General features: G+C 58.9%; 16 protein-coding genes and 1 tRNA gene. 9 read left to right on the forward strand and 8 right to left on the reverse strand.

The features are described 5' to 3' along the window. Positions 1–11 precede the first annotated feature (11 nt). Positions 12–758 (forward strand): creatininase family protein, encoded by a 747-nt coding sequence (locus FFI16_RS13455; RefSeq protein ID WP_065912055.1) that lies wholly within the window; start codon positions 12–14, stop codon positions 756–758. A 145-nt stretch (positions 759–903) separates the two neighbouring features. On the opposite strand, the gene FFI16_RS13460 is transcribed toward FFI16_RS13455, so the two are convergent. Continuing rightward, on the reverse strand, positions 904–1,245 hold the full coding sequence (locus FFI16_RS13460) for a hypothetical protein (protein ID WP_138815891.1): 342 nt from the start codon (positions 1,243–1,245) through the stop codon (positions 904–906). 33 nt (positions 1,246–1,278) lie between these two features. After that, the gene (locus tag FFI16_RS13465) at positions 1,279–1,923 is read right to left on the reverse strand and encodes an ATPase (RefSeq protein WP_138815890.1); all 645 of its coding nucleotides are present in this window, start codon (positions 1,921–1,923) and stop codon (positions 1,279–1,281) included. Between the two features lie 143 nt (positions 1,924–2,066). Here FFI16_RS13465 and FFI16_RS13470 point away from each other — a divergent pair, with 143 nt between their 5' ends. Then, positions 2,067–2,312 carry a hypothetical protein gene (locus FFI16_RS13470; protein ID WP_138815889.1) on the forward strand — a complete coding sequence of 82 codons (246 nt, stop codon included), beginning with the start codon at positions 2,067–2,069 and terminating at the stop codon, positions 2,310–2,312. 3 nt (positions 2,313–2,315) lie between these two features. Here the strand turns inward: FFI16_RS13470 and yfcF are convergent, their stop codons facing one another. Beyond that, the gene (yfcF, locus tag FFI16_RS13475) at positions 2,316–2,948 is read right to left on the reverse strand and encodes a glutathione transferase (RefSeq protein WP_138815888.1); all 633 of its coding nucleotides are present in this window, start codon (positions 2,946–2,948) and stop codon (positions 2,316–2,318) included. A 186-nt stretch (positions 2,949–3,134) separates the two neighbouring features. Here yfcF and FFI16_RS13480 point away from each other — a divergent pair, with 186 nt between their 5' ends. Next, positions 3,135–4,574: a lipase family protein gene (locus FFI16_RS13480; protein ID WP_138815887.1), complete on the forward strand. Its 1,440-nt coding sequence runs from the start codon at positions 3,135–3,137 to the stop codon at positions 4,572–4,574. Here the strand turns inward: FFI16_RS13480 and FFI16_RS13485 are convergent. After that, positions 4,571–5,113 (reverse strand): DUF924 family protein, encoded by a 543-nt coding sequence (locus FFI16_RS13485; protein WP_138815886.1) that lies wholly within the window; start codon positions 5,111–5,113, stop codon positions 4,571–4,573. The two genes, FFI16_RS13480 and FFI16_RS13485, sit on opposite strands and share 4 nt — an antisense overlap. Positions 5,114–5,257: 144 nt before the next feature. Between FFI16_RS13485 and FFI16_RS13490 the strand changes: the two genes are divergently transcribed. Further along, a complete protein-coding gene (locus tag FFI16_RS13490; RefSeq protein ID WP_138815885.1) occupies positions 5,258–6,322 on the forward strand; it encodes a HoxN/HupN/NixA family nickel/cobalt transporter in 1,065 nt (354 codons plus the stop codon). A gap of 30 nt (positions 6,323–6,352) precedes the next feature. On the opposite strand, the gene FFI16_RS13495 is transcribed toward FFI16_RS13490, so the two are convergent. Beyond that, positions 6,353–6,958 carry a LysE family translocator gene (locus FFI16_RS13495; RefSeq protein ID WP_138815884.1) on the reverse strand — a complete coding sequence of 202 codons (606 nt, stop codon included), beginning with the start codon at positions 6,956–6,958 and terminating at the stop codon, positions 6,353–6,355. A gap of 131 nt (positions 6,959–7,089) precedes the next feature. Between FFI16_RS13495 and FFI16_RS13500 the strand changes: the two genes are divergently transcribed. The 4 genes from FFI16_RS13500 (at position 7,090) to FFI16_RS13515 (ending at position 11,725) form a co-directional block, all read left to right on the forward strand. Further along, complete coding sequence (locus FFI16_RS13500; RefSeq protein WP_138815883.1) at positions 7,090–8,733, forward strand: sensor domain-containing diguanylate cyclase; 1,644 nt, start codon at positions 7,090–7,092, stop codon at positions 8,731–8,733. Next, positions 8,733–9,182, forward strand: a complete 450-nt coding sequence (locus FFI16_RS13505) for a GNAT family N-acetyltransferase (RefSeq protein ID WP_138815882.1) — start codon at positions 8,733–8,735, stop codon at positions 9,180–9,182. The genes FFI16_RS13500 and FFI16_RS13505 overlap by 1 nt, the downstream gene beginning before the upstream one ends. A gap of 172 nt (positions 9,183–9,354) precedes the next feature. Beyond that, positions 9,355–10,452, forward strand: a complete 1,098-nt coding sequence (locus tag FFI16_RS13510; protein ID WP_065912037.1) for a carboxynorspermidine decarboxylase — start codon at positions 9,355–9,357, stop codon at positions 10,450–10,452. Between the two features lie 28 nt (positions 10,453–10,480). Beyond that, a complete protein-coding gene (locus tag FFI16_RS13515) occupies positions 10,481–11,725 on the forward strand; it encodes a saccharopine dehydrogenase family protein (protein ID WP_138815881.1) in 1,245 nt (414 codons plus the stop codon). Positions 11,726–11,926: 201 nt separating this feature from the next. Here the strand turns inward: FFI16_RS13515 and FFI16_RS13520 are convergent, their stop codons facing one another. The 3 genes from FFI16_RS13520 to FFI16_RS13530 all read right to left on the reverse strand — a co-directional run bounded on the left by FFI16_RS13520 (position 11,927) and on the right by FFI16_RS13530 (position 15,399). Further along, positions 11,927–14,200, reverse strand: a complete 2,274-nt coding sequence (locus FFI16_RS13520; protein WP_138815880.1) for a hypothetical protein — start codon at positions 14,198–14,200, stop codon at positions 11,927–11,929. A 51-nt stretch (positions 14,201–14,251) separates the two neighbouring features. Then, a tRNA-Lys gene (locus FFI16_RS13525) sits at positions 14,252–14,326 on the reverse strand. 380 nt (positions 14,327–14,706) lie between these two features. Beyond that, a complete protein-coding gene (locus FFI16_RS13530; RefSeq protein ID WP_138815879.1) occupies positions 14,707–15,399 on the reverse strand; it encodes a M24 family metallopeptidase in 693 nt (230 codons plus the stop codon). 363 nt (positions 15,400–15,762) lie between these two features. Here FFI16_RS13530 and FFI16_RS13535 point away from each other — a divergent pair, with 363 nt between their 5' ends. After that, positions 15,763–16,098 (forward strand): DUF6124 family protein, encoded by a 336-nt coding sequence (locus FFI16_RS13535; RefSeq protein WP_138815878.1) that lies wholly within the window; start codon positions 15,763–15,765, stop codon positions 16,096–16,098. The last annotated feature ends 64 nt before the right edge of the window (positions 16,099–16,162 follow it).

Genomic DNA, 16,162 nt, shown 5'->3' on the forward strand with positions numbered 1-16,162 from the left:
GAGAGCGTCGCATGCTTCTACATACATCCACCTGGATCGAGATCGGGCAGTTTCTGGAGCGCAGCCGCACGGTGGTGATCCCCATCGGCTCCAACGAACAGCACGGCCCCACCGGCCTGCTGGGCACTGATTGGATGTGCCCGGAAATCATCGCCCATGAGGCACAGAAGAACGCCGACATCCTGATCGGCCCGACTTTCAATATCGGCATGGCCCAGCACCACCTGGGCTTTCCCGGCACCATTTCGTTGCGCCCTTCCACCTTTATCGCCGCGATTGGCGACTGGGTGCGTTCGCTGGCCGGGCATGGTTTCGAGAAGATCCTGTTTTTGAATGGCCACGGCGGCAATATCGCCACTATCGAAGCAGCCTTTTCCGAGCTGTACGCCGAAGCCAGCTACGCCCGCCGCCCAGCCGGGTTTGCGCTCAAGCTGGTGAACTGGTGGGATCTGGAAGGCGTCAACGAACTGGCCCACCGCCAATTCCCGGTGGGCCACGGCAGCCATGCCACACCGTCGGAGATTGCGGTGACGCAATGGGCGTACCCGGAGTCGATCAAGTCGGCGGAGTATTCGCCACAAATCGCCAACACCGGGCCGATCCGCGAAGCGCTGGACTTTCGCGCACGCTTCCCCGACGGGCGCATGGGCTCTGATCCCGCGCTGGCGACGGTGGAAAAAGGCGGTGAGTTGGTGGCGTTGGCAGCCAAGGGGTTGGTCAACAGCGTGAACGCCTTCAGCAACGAAGCCAAACCCTAGGCCCACCATAAATCCAAATGTGGGAGCTGGCTTGTCGGGTCGCCGCATCGCTGCGATGGCGGTGTATCAGTCGAGAGGTTTAGTGACTGACACTCTGCTATCGCAGGCAAGCCAGCTCCCACCTTGAACGGTGTGAAGGCTCGGATTACTTGCAATCCTGCGCCGCCAACTCCAGCCGCGATGGCTTGATCGCCGACGCCAGTGGCTTGCGCTCATACAGAAACACCTTGGTGCCATCCTGGGACTTGTAGGCCTCCAGCACATCATCGGCAGCAATCTTGCTGGTCAACACCACTTTGGCGTGACGCGAGTTCTGGGTCACGGTCGAGGTAATGCCGTGCTTTTCAAGCTTGGGCAATACGCACTGCACATAGCCTTCCGGGGTCTTGTCAGTTAGCAGCGTCAAGCTCGGAGCGTTGGGAGCGGTGATACAACCGGTCAGCAACAACGGGGCTGCAGCCAAGGCCGGGACGAAAAAAGCGCGCATATAAAATCCTGAATATAAAAAGAAAAGTTCACATCAACCGGCTCGTACCAACGCCTTGAGCGACACATCGAACTGCTTCAACGCATCAAGCTGTACATCACGCTGCTGTTCAATCTGTGCGGCAATTTCCGGCGCCGCCTTGTCATGCACCCACACCGACGGCACTTGCTTGTGCACCGAGCCTTCGGCCTTGGCGATGTATTGCAGGTTCGCGTCATAGAACCGTGCAACAAAGCGCGCCTCCACCTGATCGTTACGCTGGGTCAACAGCTGGTTGTGGGTATCGAGCACCACCACCACATCCGGGTGCGCCTGCACCAGTTCATCCAGGCTGCTATAGACAGTGACTGTAAGAAAAGTGCCCTGCAGCGAACTCATTAACCAATCAATCGCCAGTTCCGGGTCGGAGCTGTTGACGAATGCCTGGCGGATACGCCCGTCGAGGGCATCCTTGGCGCCGTTCATGGCCATGGCGTGGTAGCGTTCAAGGTAGCTGAGGTTGTCGCGGGTGTTTTCGCTGTACAACACTCCCACCGATTGCGCGTGCCGCAGGGAGTCTACGCTACCGACGAGGGGCAGCAAATGGCCGGTACGCAGGTCATCGGCAACCGCCGGGTTGGCCAGCACTGCCGTGCCAAGCATCAGTACCATCAGGCCCAGCTGAATTATCGTCCTCATCGCGCATTTCCTTGAGCAGCGTGTCGATGGCGTGATTGTCCGCTTTTGGCACAAAAACAGAACTTGTGATCCTTGATGGTGACTATCATTTGAACCGATAGTGTCAGGCAGCCTAACCCCATAAAACCTATAAGGACCACGCCATGAAGCCCCACCAGAAAACCTTCGACCGCATCCGCGAAGCCGTATTGCCGGAGTTTCGCGAGCGGGTCGCCGATTACCTGGTCGATTATGAAAACGTGCTGCAGGACGACACCGCAGACGCCGACCTGCGTTGCGTCAACGCCCAGCAGCTGCGCGGCTACCTGCGCGGCTTGAACACCACACGGGTGCTGGGCATGGCCGATTGGGAAGACCTGGACCGGCGTGTGGCCCAGGAATGGCTGTAACCCCTAGAGCGCCGGGCGTTGCAGGTTGACCCAGGCCTGCACCGAGGGCCGCTGCCATTGGCGCTGTGCATAGGCCACCAACTCGGTCGGCACGTTGTCACCGTTGAGGATCAAACGGTTGAGCATCACGGCCAGGTCAACATCCGCAATTGACCACGTGCCGAACAGGTACGCCGGGTTGCCTGCCAATAACGCCTGTGCCGCCTGAATCAATTTGTGCGCGGCCGCGTTACCGGCGGGCGACAACGGCGGCATCTTCTGCGCGTAAAACACCACCAGCGTCGAGCGTTCCTGGCGAATCGCCTGCAAGTCGCTGCGCAACCACGCCTGCACCTGACGCGCCCTCGCCCGCTGCTGTGGGTCCGTCGGGTACACCGGGATCTCGGGGTAGGCCTCATCCAGGTATTCGCTGATTGCCGAAGACTCCGACAGCGCAAAGTCGCCTTGCACCAACGTCGGTACGCGTTGGGTCAGGGACAGTTGGACAAATTCCGCTGCCTGGTTCTGCGCCGTATCCAGGTCGAGGGTGACAGTTTCGAAGGCCAGGCCCTTTTCCAGCAGGGTGACGAATACCGACATGGCGTAGGGGCTGGTGAATTGAGCATCGACATAAAGGCGCAACGACGGTGAAGGCATAATGGCTCTCCTTGGGTGAGAAGCCACGCTACGAGATCGACGACCAGAAAGACAATGCGCGTTTTTTATGGAGGCATTCCTGGCGGGAATAGCAGCATTAGTGGCAAGATCATAGCTCTTAGCCACCCCGCGAAACCGCTACGGCCTTCGCCACCCTCACCCATAGCTTTCAAGGAAGATAAGCTTATGAAACAAGCAGTTGTGGTTATCCACGGCATCGGCGAACAGCGCCCGATGGACACCTTGCGCGGCTTCGTCGAAGCCATGATCCCGGCGGACACGCCCGATGGCACACCGTTTTACTGGAGCAAGCCAGACCGGCTTTCGCGCAATTTTGACCTGCGCGTCTTGAAGTCCTCCGGCCGCACCAGCACCGATTTCTACGAGTATTACTGGGCCCACAAAATGCAGGGCACCAAGGTCGGCCACCTGCTGGGCTGGCTGTGGGATATTTTCAAGCGCCCGCGCCGTGACATTCCCGAGGCCATCGTGCCGATCTGGCGTACCACGCGCTGGACGGTAGTGGTGCTCCTGCTGCTGATCGCCAGCGGCACCCTCGCCACGGCCTGGGGCCGGTTCGACCACAGCGACAATCCCTTCGCACTGGTGCCGCTGCTGCTCGGTGCCATCGGCCTGGGGCTGCGTTATTCCGCGCTGTCCTACCTGGGCGATGCGGCTCGCTACCTGAGCCCCAACCCGCAGAACGTGGTCGTGCGCGAACAGATCCGCGCCGACGGCGTGGCCTTGCTGCGTGCCCTGCATAACAAAGGCGACTACGACCGCATCATCGTCGTCGGCCACAGTTTGGGCAGCGTGATTGCCTACGATATCGTCGGCTACCTGTGGCATGAACATCACGATCAACTGACCAAGGTGATCCCCAGCAACCGCGAGCTGGCCAGCCGCTATGCTGACCACGAACCGCTGCAACCGGTGATCAAGGAAGCACTGCCCAACGCCGGTGCAGCGCTCGATGGAAGCCTGAGCAGCACGCTGAAATTTCGCGAACAGCAAGCCCAAGCGTTTATCGAACAGCGCGGCCTGGGCAACCCCTGGCGCATCACGGATTTGGTCACGGTGGGTAGCCCCATGGCCCATGCCAGCCTGTTGCTGGGCCGTAGCGTGAGTGATTTCAAAAAACGCATCGAGCGCCGTGAGGCTCCGGCTTGCCCGCCCACCGAAGACACCAAGGGCTACGGCTACAATGCCCGCCAGCCGTTGATGCTGGGGCAAAAACCGTTTACCCCGCAGTACCTGCACCACGCGGCGGCGTTTGCCGTGACGCGCTGGACCAACCTGTATTTTCCAGCGCCCTATGGCCTGTTTGGCGATATCGTCGGCGGCCCGGTCAAACCGGTGATGGGTGCAGGCGTGCTGGATTTACCGGTCACCGTAGGCACCTGGAAAGGCTGGCTCGCCCGCTCCTGGCTCAGCCACACCCGGTACTGGAGCGAGCGCGGCGGCGCACAGGGCTACCTCGGCACGCTCACCCAGGATGAAAACGCGACCACCCATGGCCCGCGCCCCTCGGCCACCGAAGCACTGCGCTGGGCGGTCGACCTCAAGGGTTTGCGGCGCTTTCGTCCCGTGGGCGCCAAGGCAGCCTTGGTGCCCGCCGATGCCTAGCCGGCGAAACCGCCGGCCTTAAGAAACGCCTGCTCGGCTGGGGTAGTCGCCCTGGCCAGCACCGCGTTGCGATGGGGAAAACGCCCAAACCGTTTAATGATATCCGCGTGTTCTTTGGCCCAATGGTAGGTGTTGGCGTCCAAATGCCGGTTCAACTCCACCGAACGCTGCTGGTCCGTCGGGTCTTCGGAATGTTCAAACGGCAGATAACAGAACGCGCGTAACTCAGGCTCGACCTGTTGATCCAACCCGGCGTCCACCACCCGACGCGCATACAAACGCGCCAGCGGGTCGGTGGCGAACATATGCGCTGTGCCGCGAAACGCATTGCGCGGGTATTGATCCAGCAAAATCAGTAAGGCCAGCGCGCCGTGGGCTGAATCCAGCCAGCTTTCCAGCTCACGCCGGGCGGCTTGCATATGGGTGGTGTAAAAGGTCTCGCGAAAGGTCGCGTCAAACGCGTCGTCCTTGGTGAACCAGCGTTTCTGCCCTGCCTGCTTCCAGAAAGCGATCACTGCCTCGGCAGATTGTTCGTGCATGCTCGTCATCGTCCTCTCCAACGCTTAACCCCAAAAAAAAAGCCGCACAGATTTCATCATCGACGTCGGCAATATCCATTAAGTTTCCCACGGAAGCCGCGCAAGCTTGCCTGCGGTAGCACCATTGCACATAGGGTTTACCTGATGATCCACCGTCTTGCCCAGGTTTTCAGCGATTCCAATCGTCAAGTGCGCAGCAAACTGTTTGGCATTTATGGGGTATTGATCGCCCTTAACGTCGGGGCCTGGCTCTGGGCGCTGGCGGCCTTCCACAACCACCCGGTGTTGCTCGGCACCGCCCTGCTCGCTTACGGTTTTGGCCTGCGCCATGCGGTGGACGCCGACCATATAGCGGCCATCGACAATGCCACCCGCAAGCTGATGCAAGAGCAGAAACGCCCGGTAGCCGTAGGCTTCTTTTTCTCCCTCGGGCATTCCTCCGTGGTGGTACTGGCCTCGATTGGCGTGGTGTTCGCAGCCTCGGCCATGCAGGCACACTTCGAAACCTTCAAAACGGTGGGCGGTGTGATCGGTACTTCAGTATCGGCGCTGTTTCTGCTGCTGATCGCCCTGATGAACCTGATCATCCTGCGTGCCATCTACAAGGCCTGGCGCCATGTGCGCGAAGGCGGCACTTATGTGGATGACGATTTCGACCTGCTGCTGGCCGACCGTGGCGTGCTCGCACGCTTTTTTCGCCCGTTGTTTCGCCTGATCACCCGCAGTTGGCACCTGTACCCACTGGGCTTTCTGTTCGGCCTGGGCTTTGACACCGCCACCGAAGTCGGCTTGCTCGGTATCTCTGCCAGCCAGGCCTCACAAGGCCTGTCGCCATGGTCAATCATGGTGTTCCCGCTGTTGTTCAGCGCCGGCATGTCGCTGGTCGACACCCTCGACGGCCACTTGATGCTCGGCGCTTATGGCTGGGCCTACCTCAAGCCGATCCGCAAGATCTACTACAACATGACCATCACCCTGGTGTCGGTGATCGTCGCCGTGGTGATCGGCAGTATCGAGGCGTTGGGGCTGATCTCGGACCAACTGGACCTCAAAGGCGCGTTCTGGGGCTTTATCGGCACGCTGAACGACAGCTTCGGCATGCTCGGGTACATCATCATCGCGATCTTTGTCGCCAGCTGGGCGATCTCGGTGATGCTGTACCGCTGGAAAGGCTTTGACGCCATAGAGGTCAAGCGCCCTGTTGCCTGAAACTGCCCGCCACCAAGGCAAGCCCTCGGTTCAAGGCGTAAGGACGTGCGAATAGAACGCGTGAAACATGAAATACGCACAGCCGGCGAGCGCCAGCCCCATGCAGCGGTTGAACCAGGTAAACGCCGCCGCCCCGTTGATCCGCCGCCCCAGCAGCGCGCCCAGCAAGGCGTAAACCCACGGCGCGCCGACCGCCCCCAGCCCCAGCAAGGCCGACACGCCAAAGATCGAGGCACCGGTAATGTGCGCCGCCGGCAACATCACGCTGGTGATTGGCAACACCGCGACGATGCCCTTGGGGTTGAGCAGCTGGATCACCAGGCCATTCCAGAAGGTCAGGGTCTTGACCTGCGTGCTTGAGGCGTCATCCACCTCGGTACGTGCGGTGAACACTTGGTACGCGAGGTACAGCGTGTACACGCCGCCCATCAAAGAAATATACGGCAACGCCGCCTGGGAGATGATCGCTTCGCCGGTGTAGCCAAACACCACGAACATCAACAGCATCGCGCAGCCCACGCCGATATAGAACCCGCTGGAGCGCCGCAATTTGCCCGTAAGCCCGGCATTCAGGCCCATCAGGTTGACGGGACCGGGGCTGTACATGACGCTGAACGCGTAGAGGAAAATGTCCATGGGGAACCTGCAGTAGAAGAAGTCTGGCGAGTCTACTGAGCGGGGTGGCGCGCAATCTTGAACGTTTGTGGTTGTTGGTCATGCATCTATTACGAGTACTATGCTGAAAACAAATATTCAAATGAGCACCCATGATCAAAGCCAGCCTGCGTACTCACCTGACCTTATGGTTTGCCGGTTTGTCACTGCTCACACTGCTGAGCGTCGGGGTTTATGTAGGCCATATCGCCACTGAGCAGATGAAACAAGCCAGCGGCAATGCCTTGCTGAGCACGGCACGCTCGACTGCTGCATTGCTGGCGGTGCAACTGCGTGAACGCCAGCTGGAAGTGTCTTTGCTGAGCAAGGCGCCGATCATGCGCAAGGGCAACCTGGATGCGCCGGATATCCTCACCTTGATGGAATTGCGCACCCAGTCGCGCGCCGAATATGCCTGGATGGGCATTGCCGACGCCGAGGGCCGAGTGCTCCAGGCCGTCAACGGGTTGCTGGTCAACCAGTCGGTCGGCCAGCGGCCCTGGTTCCAGGCCGGCATGCACGGCGAATACACCGGTGACCCTCACGAAGCGGTATTGCTGGCCAAGCTGTTGCCCAGTTCGGCCAGCGGCGAGCCATTGCGTTTTATCGACTTTGCCGCACCTATCCGCAATGCCCAGGGCGAGACCATCGGCGTGCTGGGCGCGCATGCGCACTGGAGTTGGGTCACGCAGATCGTCGACTCGGCGGTGATGCAAAAAGACGCTATCCCTGATATCGAGGCCCTGATCGTCGACTTCGACGGCAAGGTGCTCTACCCCGAAAGCCTCGCCGGCGAGCAAATGCCGCAAGGCAAACTGATCACCCATTCCGGCTGGTGGGCCGGCAACGGCTACGTCACCGCCTCGGTCGCCGTGCCGAGCCCATCCAATGCGAACATGACCTGGTACATCATGGTCCGCCAGCCTCTGGACGTGGCCCTGCAACCGGCGCGGACGCTGCTGTATAAATTGCTGATACTCGGTGTGCTGGCGGCGGTCGCGTTTGTACTGGCCGCCTACTACCTCGCCTCGTCCCTCAGCCGCCCGATCGAACGCCTGGCCAAATCCGCCAGGCTCGTTCAGGAGCAGCAACCTGGCGCTGCATTCCCCCAGGAACACTCAGTGCTGGAGATTGCGCAACTGGGCCGCTCCCTCACCAGCATGACCCAATCGCTGCTGGCCAAAGAGCGCCAATTGCAAGAAGCCAACGCCTCCCTGGAAGCCACCGTCGCCCAACGCACGGCCGACCTCACCCAGGCCAACGCCGACCTGCTCAACCTGGCGACCCACGACGCGCTGACCGGCGTCTACAACCGCCGCCGCTTCGACGAAAAACTCGCCGAGAACAGCCTGCTGTTCCAACGCACGGGCCGCACCTTCGCCCTGCTGCTGATCGACGCCGATTACTTCAAGCGCGTCAACGATAGCTACGGCCACGCGGTCGGTGACGAGGTGCTGTGCCAACTGGCAGCCCTGATCGAAAGCAACACCCGCGCCACCGACTTTGTCGCACGTTATGGTGGTGAAGAGTTCGCGGTGTTGCTGCCGGAAGTCGAAGAGCCGGACAGCCCCGACGTGGTCGCCGAGAAAATCCGCGCGGCGGTGGCGGCCGCGAAATTTGCGACGGTGGGGCATGTGACGGTGAGTATTGGCGTGAGCCTCGCAGAGCCAGCCGACCGGGACTCCTCGGCGCTGCTCAAGCGCGCGGACATGCAGCTGTATCAGGCCAAGGGCGCGGGCCGTAATCGGGTGGCGTGATGGATCTCAGCCAAGACTTTTCGATAAAACGACTGGAAGATCTGCCCGAGCAGATCCACACGCTGCAAGCGCAGGCCGTCGCCGAAGGCTTCAGGTTCCTCACCCGGCTTGTCACCGAATGGGAAAACCGCACTAACCGGTTTGATCAACCCGGTGAGTGCCTTCTGGGTGTGTTCCGCCACGACCAATTGGTCGCAATCGGGGGCGTTTCACGCGATCCGTATTCCACTGCCGACAACGGCCGTATACGCCGCGTCTACGTCGCTCCGGCGATGCGTGGGCAACAGGTTGGAAAAACGTTGGTGCAACAGTTGCTGGCATTCGCCGCAACGCACTTTCAAACGGTGCGCCTGACTACAGACACAACGCAGGGAGCAGCGTTTTATCTACAGTGCGGGTTTCATTCGGTGACTGATGACACCGCCACTCACGCCAAGTCCTTGAAGTGATTTGACTCACCTGCAGCTACTGCAGACCGGTCTCGTAGCCACAAACAGTCATACTCAGACGCTACCTTTGGAAACCTGGCGCGCAAAATCCGCCCGCTAACCTTTCGATCTGATTCAAGTGCGGGCACAATGCGTGTCCTTTTTTGGCAGGCACCGCCGCAGGCTCTCAAAAATGATCAAAACGCCGTACTACCTCATCGATAAACAGAAACTTCTGGTCAACATGCAGAAGATTGCTTACGTGCGCGAGCAGTCCGGCGCCAAGGCGCTGCTGGCGCTCAAGTGCTTTGCCACCTGGTCGGTGTTTGACCTGATGCAGGAATACATGGACGGCACCACCTCATCGTCGCTGTATGAACTGAAGCTCGGCCGCCAGAAGTTCGAAGGTGAGGCGCACGCCTACAGCGTGGCGTGGGCTGACGACGAAATCGAAGAGATGCTGGAGAACTGCGACAAGATCATCTTCAACTCCATCAGCCAGCTGCAGCGCTTTGCCGAACGCAGCGAAGGCAAGACCCGCGGCCTGCGCGTCAACCCGCAGGTCAGCAGCTCTGACTATTTGCTTGCCGACCCGGCTCGCCCGTTCAGCCGCCTGGGCGAATGGGACCCGGTGAAGATCGAAGGCGTGATAGAGCAGATTTCGGGCTTCATGTTTCACAACAACTGCGAGAACGGTGACTTCAACCTGTTCGACCAGATGCTCAACACCATCGAAGAACGCTTCGGCGCGCTGCTGCACAAGGTCAACTGGGTGAGCCTCGGCGGCGGCATCCACTTTACCGGTGAAGGCTATGCCATCGACGCTTTCTGCCAGCGCCTCAAGGCGTTCTCGCAGAAGTACGACGTGCAGGTGTACCTGGAACCCGGCGAAGCGGCGATCACCAACAGCGCTTCCCTGGAAGTCACCGTGCTCGACACCCTCTACAACGGCAAGAACCTCGCCGTGGTAGACAGCTCCATTGAAGCCCACCTGCTGGACCTGCTGATCTACCGCCTCAACGCCAAGCTGGCGCCGAGCGAGGGTGAACACACCTACATGGTGTGCGGCAAATCCTGCCTGGCCGGGGACATCTTCGGCGAGTATCAATTTGATCGTCCGCTGGCCATCGGCGATCGGCTGTCGTTCATCGACACCGCAGGCTACACCATGGTCAAGAAAAACTGGTTCAACGGCCTGAAAATGCCGTCCATCGTAGTGAAACAACTCGACGGTACAGTCGAGGTGGTTCGTGAATTTGGTTACGACGACTACCTGTCCAGCCTTTCGTAAGCTGGCGGATAAAGGAGAGATAAAGCAATTGAAAAAGAACGTTCTTATCATTGGTGCAGGAGGTGTCGCCAAGGTGGTGGCCCACAAGTGCGCGCAGCACAACGACGAACTCGGTCGTATTGCTATCGCGTCGCGCAACATCTCCAAATGCCAGGCCATCATCGACAGCGTCAAGGCCAAGGGTAGCCTCAAGGTACCTGCGGACATTAAAGCCTTTGCGCTGAACGCCATGGACGTGGAAGCGACCAAGGCCCTGATCCGCGAGACAGAGTCGCAGATCGTCATCAACGTGGGTTCCTCGTTCCTCAACATGTCGGTACTGCGTGCCTGCATCGACACGGGCGTTGCGTACCTCGATACCGCCATTCACGAAGAGCCGGGCAAGGTCTGCGAGACCCCACCGTGGTACGGCAACTATGAATGGAACCACCTGGAAGAGTGCAAACAGAAGAACATCACCGCCATCCTTGGCGTGGGCTTCGACCCGGGTGTCGTCAACGCGTATGCCGCGCTGGCGCAGCAACAGCATTTCGACCGCATTGATTCGATCGACATTCTCGACGTCAATGCCGGCAGCCATGGCAAATACTTTGCCACCAACTTCGACCCGGAAATCAACTTCCGCGAGTTCACCGGGCAGGTGTGGAGCTGGCAGAACAGCCAGTGGACCAGCAACACCATGTTCGAAGTCAAGCGCACCGACGACCTGCCGGTCGTCGGTTCGCAGAACCTCTACCTTACCGGCCACGATGAAGTGCACTCGCTGTCGAAAAACCTCGACGTGCCCAACGTGCGGTTCTGGATGAGCTTCGGCGAACACTACATCAACGTGTTCACCGTATTGAAGAACCTCGGCCTGCTCTCCGAAAAGCCGGTTACCACCGCCGAAGGCCTGGAAGTCGTGCCGCTTAAACTGGTCAAGGCCGTGCTGCCCGACCCGTCTTCGCTCGCACCAGGCTACACCGGCAAGACCTGCATCGGTGACCTGGTCAAAGGCACCAAAGGCGGCCAGCCACGTGAGATGTTCATCTACAACGTGGCCTGCCATGAAGAAGCCTTTGCCGAGACCGAAAGCCAAGGCATCTCCTACACCGCAGGCGTGCCTCCGGTAGCCGCTGCGCTGCTGGTAGCGCGTGGTGAGTGGGATGTGAAACACATGGCCAACGTTGAGGAGCTGCCGGCTGAGCCGTTCCTGAAGGCGCTGGACGTGATGGGGTTGCCGACTCGGATTAAAGATGAGAATGGTGATCGGGCTTGGGATGCGATTGCCTGAATAGGTGATAGCTGACTGAACAAGAAAATGCGCCCCAAGTGGGCGCATTTTTTTGGGGGCTATAAGAGACTCTTCAGAATAATGAAGAACCAAATGTGGGAGCGAGCTAGCTCGCGAAAGCCATGTATCAGTGGCGAATAGGTTGACTGACACCCTGCATTCGCGAGCAAGCCTGCCCCCACATTTGGTGCTCTAGCATCACTACTGCTCAACCGTCCGGTTTGAAATAACGTCCTGCGGCGCCAGCAACCAGTGCCGCGTAACAGTCCACCCCAGAAAGACTCTCGCGCCGTCTTCAGTTGCAGCGTGCTGAGGCAACACTTCGCCGGCGCAAACCTTGCGCAAGCCACTCATCACCGGCAGGAATGTCTCTCGAAAAGCCACTGGCTGTGTGGCGAAACAAGCCTCGACTGACGCCATGGCATCCCTGCGCTCACCCTCATCAAGCATCGCCAGATAGAACACCATCTGACGCCAGGCATAGGCGGTATTTTTGAGCATGATCAACCGAGCATGATAGTGCTCAATCCGCATCCGATGCCGTTTGCAGATCCACTCAAAACACGCCTGCACCATGCTGCCTAATCGCGGCTGCAGTAAAACCTTCAACCCAAGCTCTTCAAACAGTAACGCGAGGTTCTGCGTAGTTAAAATCTGTTGTTGCTCAAGAATGGTGCCGTTGGTCGCCGGGTGCCATGTACCCAACTCAGCCCCTGCACGCTTTGCGCACAACGTCGCGAAGGCATTGTTTGCCACTCGCGCACGTCGTCGCCTTTGGGTAACAAGGCTCGCCAGCTCATCGGTATCAATGTCGTAATAACGTGCGTAGAGGGAGCCTGCCAGCACCCGGCCTGCTCGACTGGCAGCATCGGTAAACTTATCGGAAAACTGACCCATGAAGATATCTGCAGCGACCTCTTCCACAAAGGGCAGGTCCAGTTCCGCAGTGTCCGCCAGTGTTGAAAATTCCTGAAGAAGCTTGTTAGGCAGGATGGCGTAAGGGAAAGCAGACAGCGTCAACGCCGATGACTCAACCAGTGTCTGCTGGGCAGCTCCTGCCACCACAGCACCGGACTGACGATCGCCTTCAATGACGGCAACCCAAGGCAACTCACTAAGGCCAACCTGACGCTGAAGGTTCAGCAGTAATAACGAACGCCGTCGACGGAACGCGCGATAGGTAGAGGCGTATACCATTCTCAGCGCTTTATCGCGCAACCCCGAACTGCTCAGTTGCGCGGTCATCGCAGGCAACACCCGCGCGACGGTATCACCTGAAGTAATCAGCCCATGCTCGATCAATTCGCTGATCGTGCCACTCCTGCATCGCTGAAGGCGGCGCTGGATCGCTTGTGGAATGGCAACGCCCTCGCTCGGCCCAAACGTCAAAGCCTCATCAGGGGTGATCGGCGCGGCCAAATCAGTAAAATCCGAGAGACCGCCCTGCGCGGGATACGTTGAGAGGCGATTCGCCACAACACGAGCAATGAGCTGATGCCCCGGCCCCGCCACCTGACGAAGTTGATTCGCACGCAACGCACGGTGAGAAGCTGAACCCGGATCGCCATGCTTGCGCACAAAATCATCGACTATTTGCCTTACGCGACCGACTTGACGCCCGCTGAGCGATTGCGCGTCGCGGCCACATTGCCCAAGTAAAGAAAACAGTTCCCCCACGCGATCCGAAGAGCGCCTGTCGATACCGAGCCGTTTAAAATCCAGCTCTAGCTCGGCCGCCCGCTCACACCATCCACTAGGGTAATGACGGCACGGCCAGCCTGCATCATAGGTAAGGAGGAAATGCGAAACAGCTGAATCATAAAGCGGTAAACGCGTTTCGATCGTCTGTTTCTGCACAACGATCTGAGCCTGGGAAGGCAAGGTTGAAAGCAACTGCTTGATCTCGCCAGTGTCCACAATGTGCACCTGCGCGGCTGAAAACGGCAGCTGCGTAGAGATCGACGGGAAGAAACGCAGCCGGTCAAAGAACGGCCCAATCACGTCTATCAGCGCCCGAGCCTGCTCGGTGCGCTGCTGCCCGACTAGCCAAGCTACTGTCAGTAACGCGGCCTCTTCCGGCACATCAACCGCATAATCACAGCGGGCTAAACGTGAGTGCAGGGCCTCAAGGCCGTCATCCGTGAGATGCCAGGCATTGATATCGAGCCGTTCAAAGCCTGGACGAATACCTGGAATAGAGGCGGCCAGTTCACGCTCATAGTTCGTCAGTTCGCCACCTGCCAACAGATTGCCGGTAGCAAAGCCGCCCGTAACGACTTCTAACGTAACCCAGGCTGGAATCTCAGCAATCGGTGTACGCGAGCCATACTCGACGGTGCCTTGCAGCAGGTTCTCAATCACCTGCTGCCAGCGTGAGATACGTCTACGGGAGTTAAAGCGAGCGACTGGGCCGCAATCCAAATCGTGCGCGAACAGCGCTTTCGACAGTTGGAAGACTGCATAACCTGCGTCCATGCTAGTCACTCCTTGTGATCTGGAGGTGTGCCCAGATTGCTGTGTATGTGATGGGTCCGGAGGCTGGATTCGAACCAGCGCCCACCCGGTTAAGAGCCGAGTGTTCTACCGCTGAACTACTCCGGAACAGAGCACGCATTGTCGAGCAACACCTGAAAAATGTGAAGGGCCACGACCGTCATAAAGCTGAAGGCAAAAAAATTCTAGAACCCTGGCACTTCTCACAGGTTACGCCCCCTACACACTGCGCTAGCTTATTAGCCAGTCAAGAGCGCAATCCATGAACCGGCCAAAACCCACAAGCCGCAACACTTCGCCGATCAAGACACGGGCAAGAAACCGTTAGGCATCACCGCCCACCTGTCCCGCTGAGTGTTCGCGCTAACCATCGCACTCTGCACCCTTGGCGCACTGCAAGACCGCGTCCACCGGTCTACACCGTGCTGCTGTGCGTCGGCGTGTTCATGCTGTTATCGGCGGGTTGGATACGCTGGGTTGCGCCTAATTCATAGCTCGCAGGTATGACCCTCTCCATCAAAGAAATAGATGTTTTCGTGTTTGTAACCCCAGCGGCCTGCAGGCTCACGGATATGAGGTTCGAAGGTAAAACACGCCACCTCCTCAAGGCGCCGGTGGTTGCCCGCTTCAATGTAAAGCCGCTGATCACGTTGCGTGCAGATGCTGTGCCCGACATTCCCGGCGAAATCCAGGTTCTCGAAACCGGTGGTCTTGATCAAATCATTGGCGAATTCATAGAGTTCATTGAAGGTAGTTTCAGGTCGAACAAACCGGCGCATGCGCTCATGCAACTCGTGCTCGGCTGCATGCCCCCGGCTGAATTCAACTCCGGTCGGCACCGCTCGGCAGACGCCCTCTTCCATGTAAAAAGAGCGCGCGCAATCACCCCAATGGCTGCCTGACCTTGGGCTTAGGTCCACGGTGATCAGGTTGTAGCTGCCCACTGACTCGTCTGCAGGCCGATAGTCGCGGCCGGACACGGAAAGCAGGCTGCGCGAACCGAGTAACACAAAGGCCGGGCAGTTGTAGTACCAGGTGTCTGGGTAGCCGGCTTCGTTGAGTAACTGTGTGGCACTTCGGGCGATGGAGGTTTCTGTCGAGTCGGGCGTGATGCACGCGATGAGCTGCTGCAACACTCGCTTTGCTGCGGTTTGGACGAAATGATTAGGCGGTTTGGGCATGATCGGCATCTTCCTTGAGTCGATACAGCTTACGCAATTGCACAGCGCTCGACGCAGAGCGCTCTCGGACATTTCTCACAGCGATTTCAGGTTGTCGGTCGGAAGTGGGCTGACTAATCTCTTTGCCGTCGCTGCCAATTCAGCGGCCGGATTTGACCGTCCGACTTTAAAGAGCAAATGCACCCACACCGATCTTGGGCGTTTTTTTTACGCCTGATGTATCGTGTTGCGGTAGCTGTACGCGGGATACCTTCGGGTATGCCGGATTTGCTTCTTTAGCCGGTCGGTCAACCCGCGTATAGCTGCCACCCTAATTCGTTTGACCGCGAATCGTGGCAGTTCCATTTATAAAGGAGCTTTACCATGATCAAAGACAGCCCAAATCCCCCAGGCCAGTCAGACTACGACACCAGCACCCTGCACGAAGTGGCCTACCGTGCGATCAACCACTACCTCAACCCCGGCAAACCCATTCCCGAACCCAGCGAAGGCATCTTCACCGTGCGCGCCGACCTGGGCACCGAAACCCTGCTGGTCAACGCCTCCCAGGATCTGGCGTCCATCAGTGATATTGCCAACCACCTGGCGTTTGAAATAGAAGGCTCCCAACGCAATGTCGCGCTGGGCATCTGCCGCATGCTCGAAGGTGTGCAACTGCTGGTGGACAAAGCCCTGAACGTGGCTCATCCAGCCGCCTGAAGATGGACGAGATAGAGCGCCTGAGCTATCTTCAGGCGCTCTATCGACAGACCCGGAACAGGAA

Source organism: Pseudomonas sp. KBS0710, from assembly GCF_005938045.2.
Classification (GTDB): domain Bacteria; phylum Pseudomonadota; class Gammaproteobacteria; order Pseudomonadales; family Pseudomonadaceae; genus Aquipseudomonas.

Bases quoted from the DNA above. Each gene is read 5' to 3' on its own strand.
- FFI16_RS13455 (WP_065912055.1), top strand. From the start codon at position 12: ATGCTTCTACATACATCCACCTGGATCGAGATCGGGCAGTTTCTGGAG.
- FFI16_RS13490 (WP_138815885.1), top strand. From the start codon at position 5,258: ATGATCCACCGTCTTGCCCAGGTTTTCAGCGATTCCAATCGTCAAGTG.
- FFI16_RS13470 (WP_138815889.1), top strand. From the start codon at position 2,067: ATGAAGCCCCACCAGAAAACCTTCGACCGCATCCGCGAAGCCGTATTG.
- yfcF (WP_138815888.1), bottom strand. From the start codon at position 2,948: ATGCCTTCACCGTCGTTGCGCCTTTATGTCGATGCTCAATTCACCAGC.
- FFI16_RS13485 (WP_138815886.1), bottom strand. From the start codon at position 5,113: ATGCACGAACAATCTGCCGAGGCAGTGATCGCTTTCTGGAAGCAGGCA.
- FFI16_RS13480 (WP_138815887.1), top strand. From the start codon at position 3,135: ATGAAACAAGCAGTTGTGGTTATCCACGGCATCGGCGAACAGCGCCCG.
- FFI16_RS13510 (WP_065912037.1), top strand. From the start codon at position 9,355: ATGATCAAAACGCCGTACTACCTCATCGATAAACAGAAACTTCTGGTC.
- FFI16_RS13520 (WP_138815880.1), bottom strand. From the start codon at position 14,200: ATGGACGCAGGTTATGCAGTCTTCCAACTGTCGAAAGCGCTGTTCGCG.
- FFI16_RS13530 (WP_138815879.1), bottom strand. From the start codon at position 15,399: ATGCCCAAACCGCCTAATCATTTCGTCCAAACCGCAGCAAAGCGAGTG.
- FFI16_RS13500 (WP_138815883.1), top strand. From the start codon at position 7,090: ATGATCAAAGCCAGCCTGCGTACTCACCTGACCTTATGGTTTGCCGGT.
- FFI16_RS13535 (WP_138815878.1), top strand. From the start codon at position 15,763: ATGATCAAAGACAGCCCAAATCCCCCAGGCCAGTCAGACTACGACACC.
- FFI16_RS13465 (WP_138815890.1), bottom strand. From the start codon at position 1,923: ATGAGGACGATAATTCAGCTGGGCCTGATGGTACTGATGCTTGGCACG.
- FFI16_RS13495 (WP_138815884.1), bottom strand. From the start codon at position 6,958: ATGGACATTTTCCTCTACGCGTTCAGCGTCATGTACAGCCCCGGTCCC.
- FFI16_RS13460 (WP_138815891.1), bottom strand. From the start codon at position 1,245: ATGCGCGCTTTTTTCGTCCCGGCCTTGGCTGCAGCCCCGTTGTTGCTG.
- FFI16_RS13505 (WP_138815882.1), top strand. From the start codon at position 8,733: ATGGATCTCAGCCAAGACTTTTCGATAAAACGACTGGAAGATCTGCCC.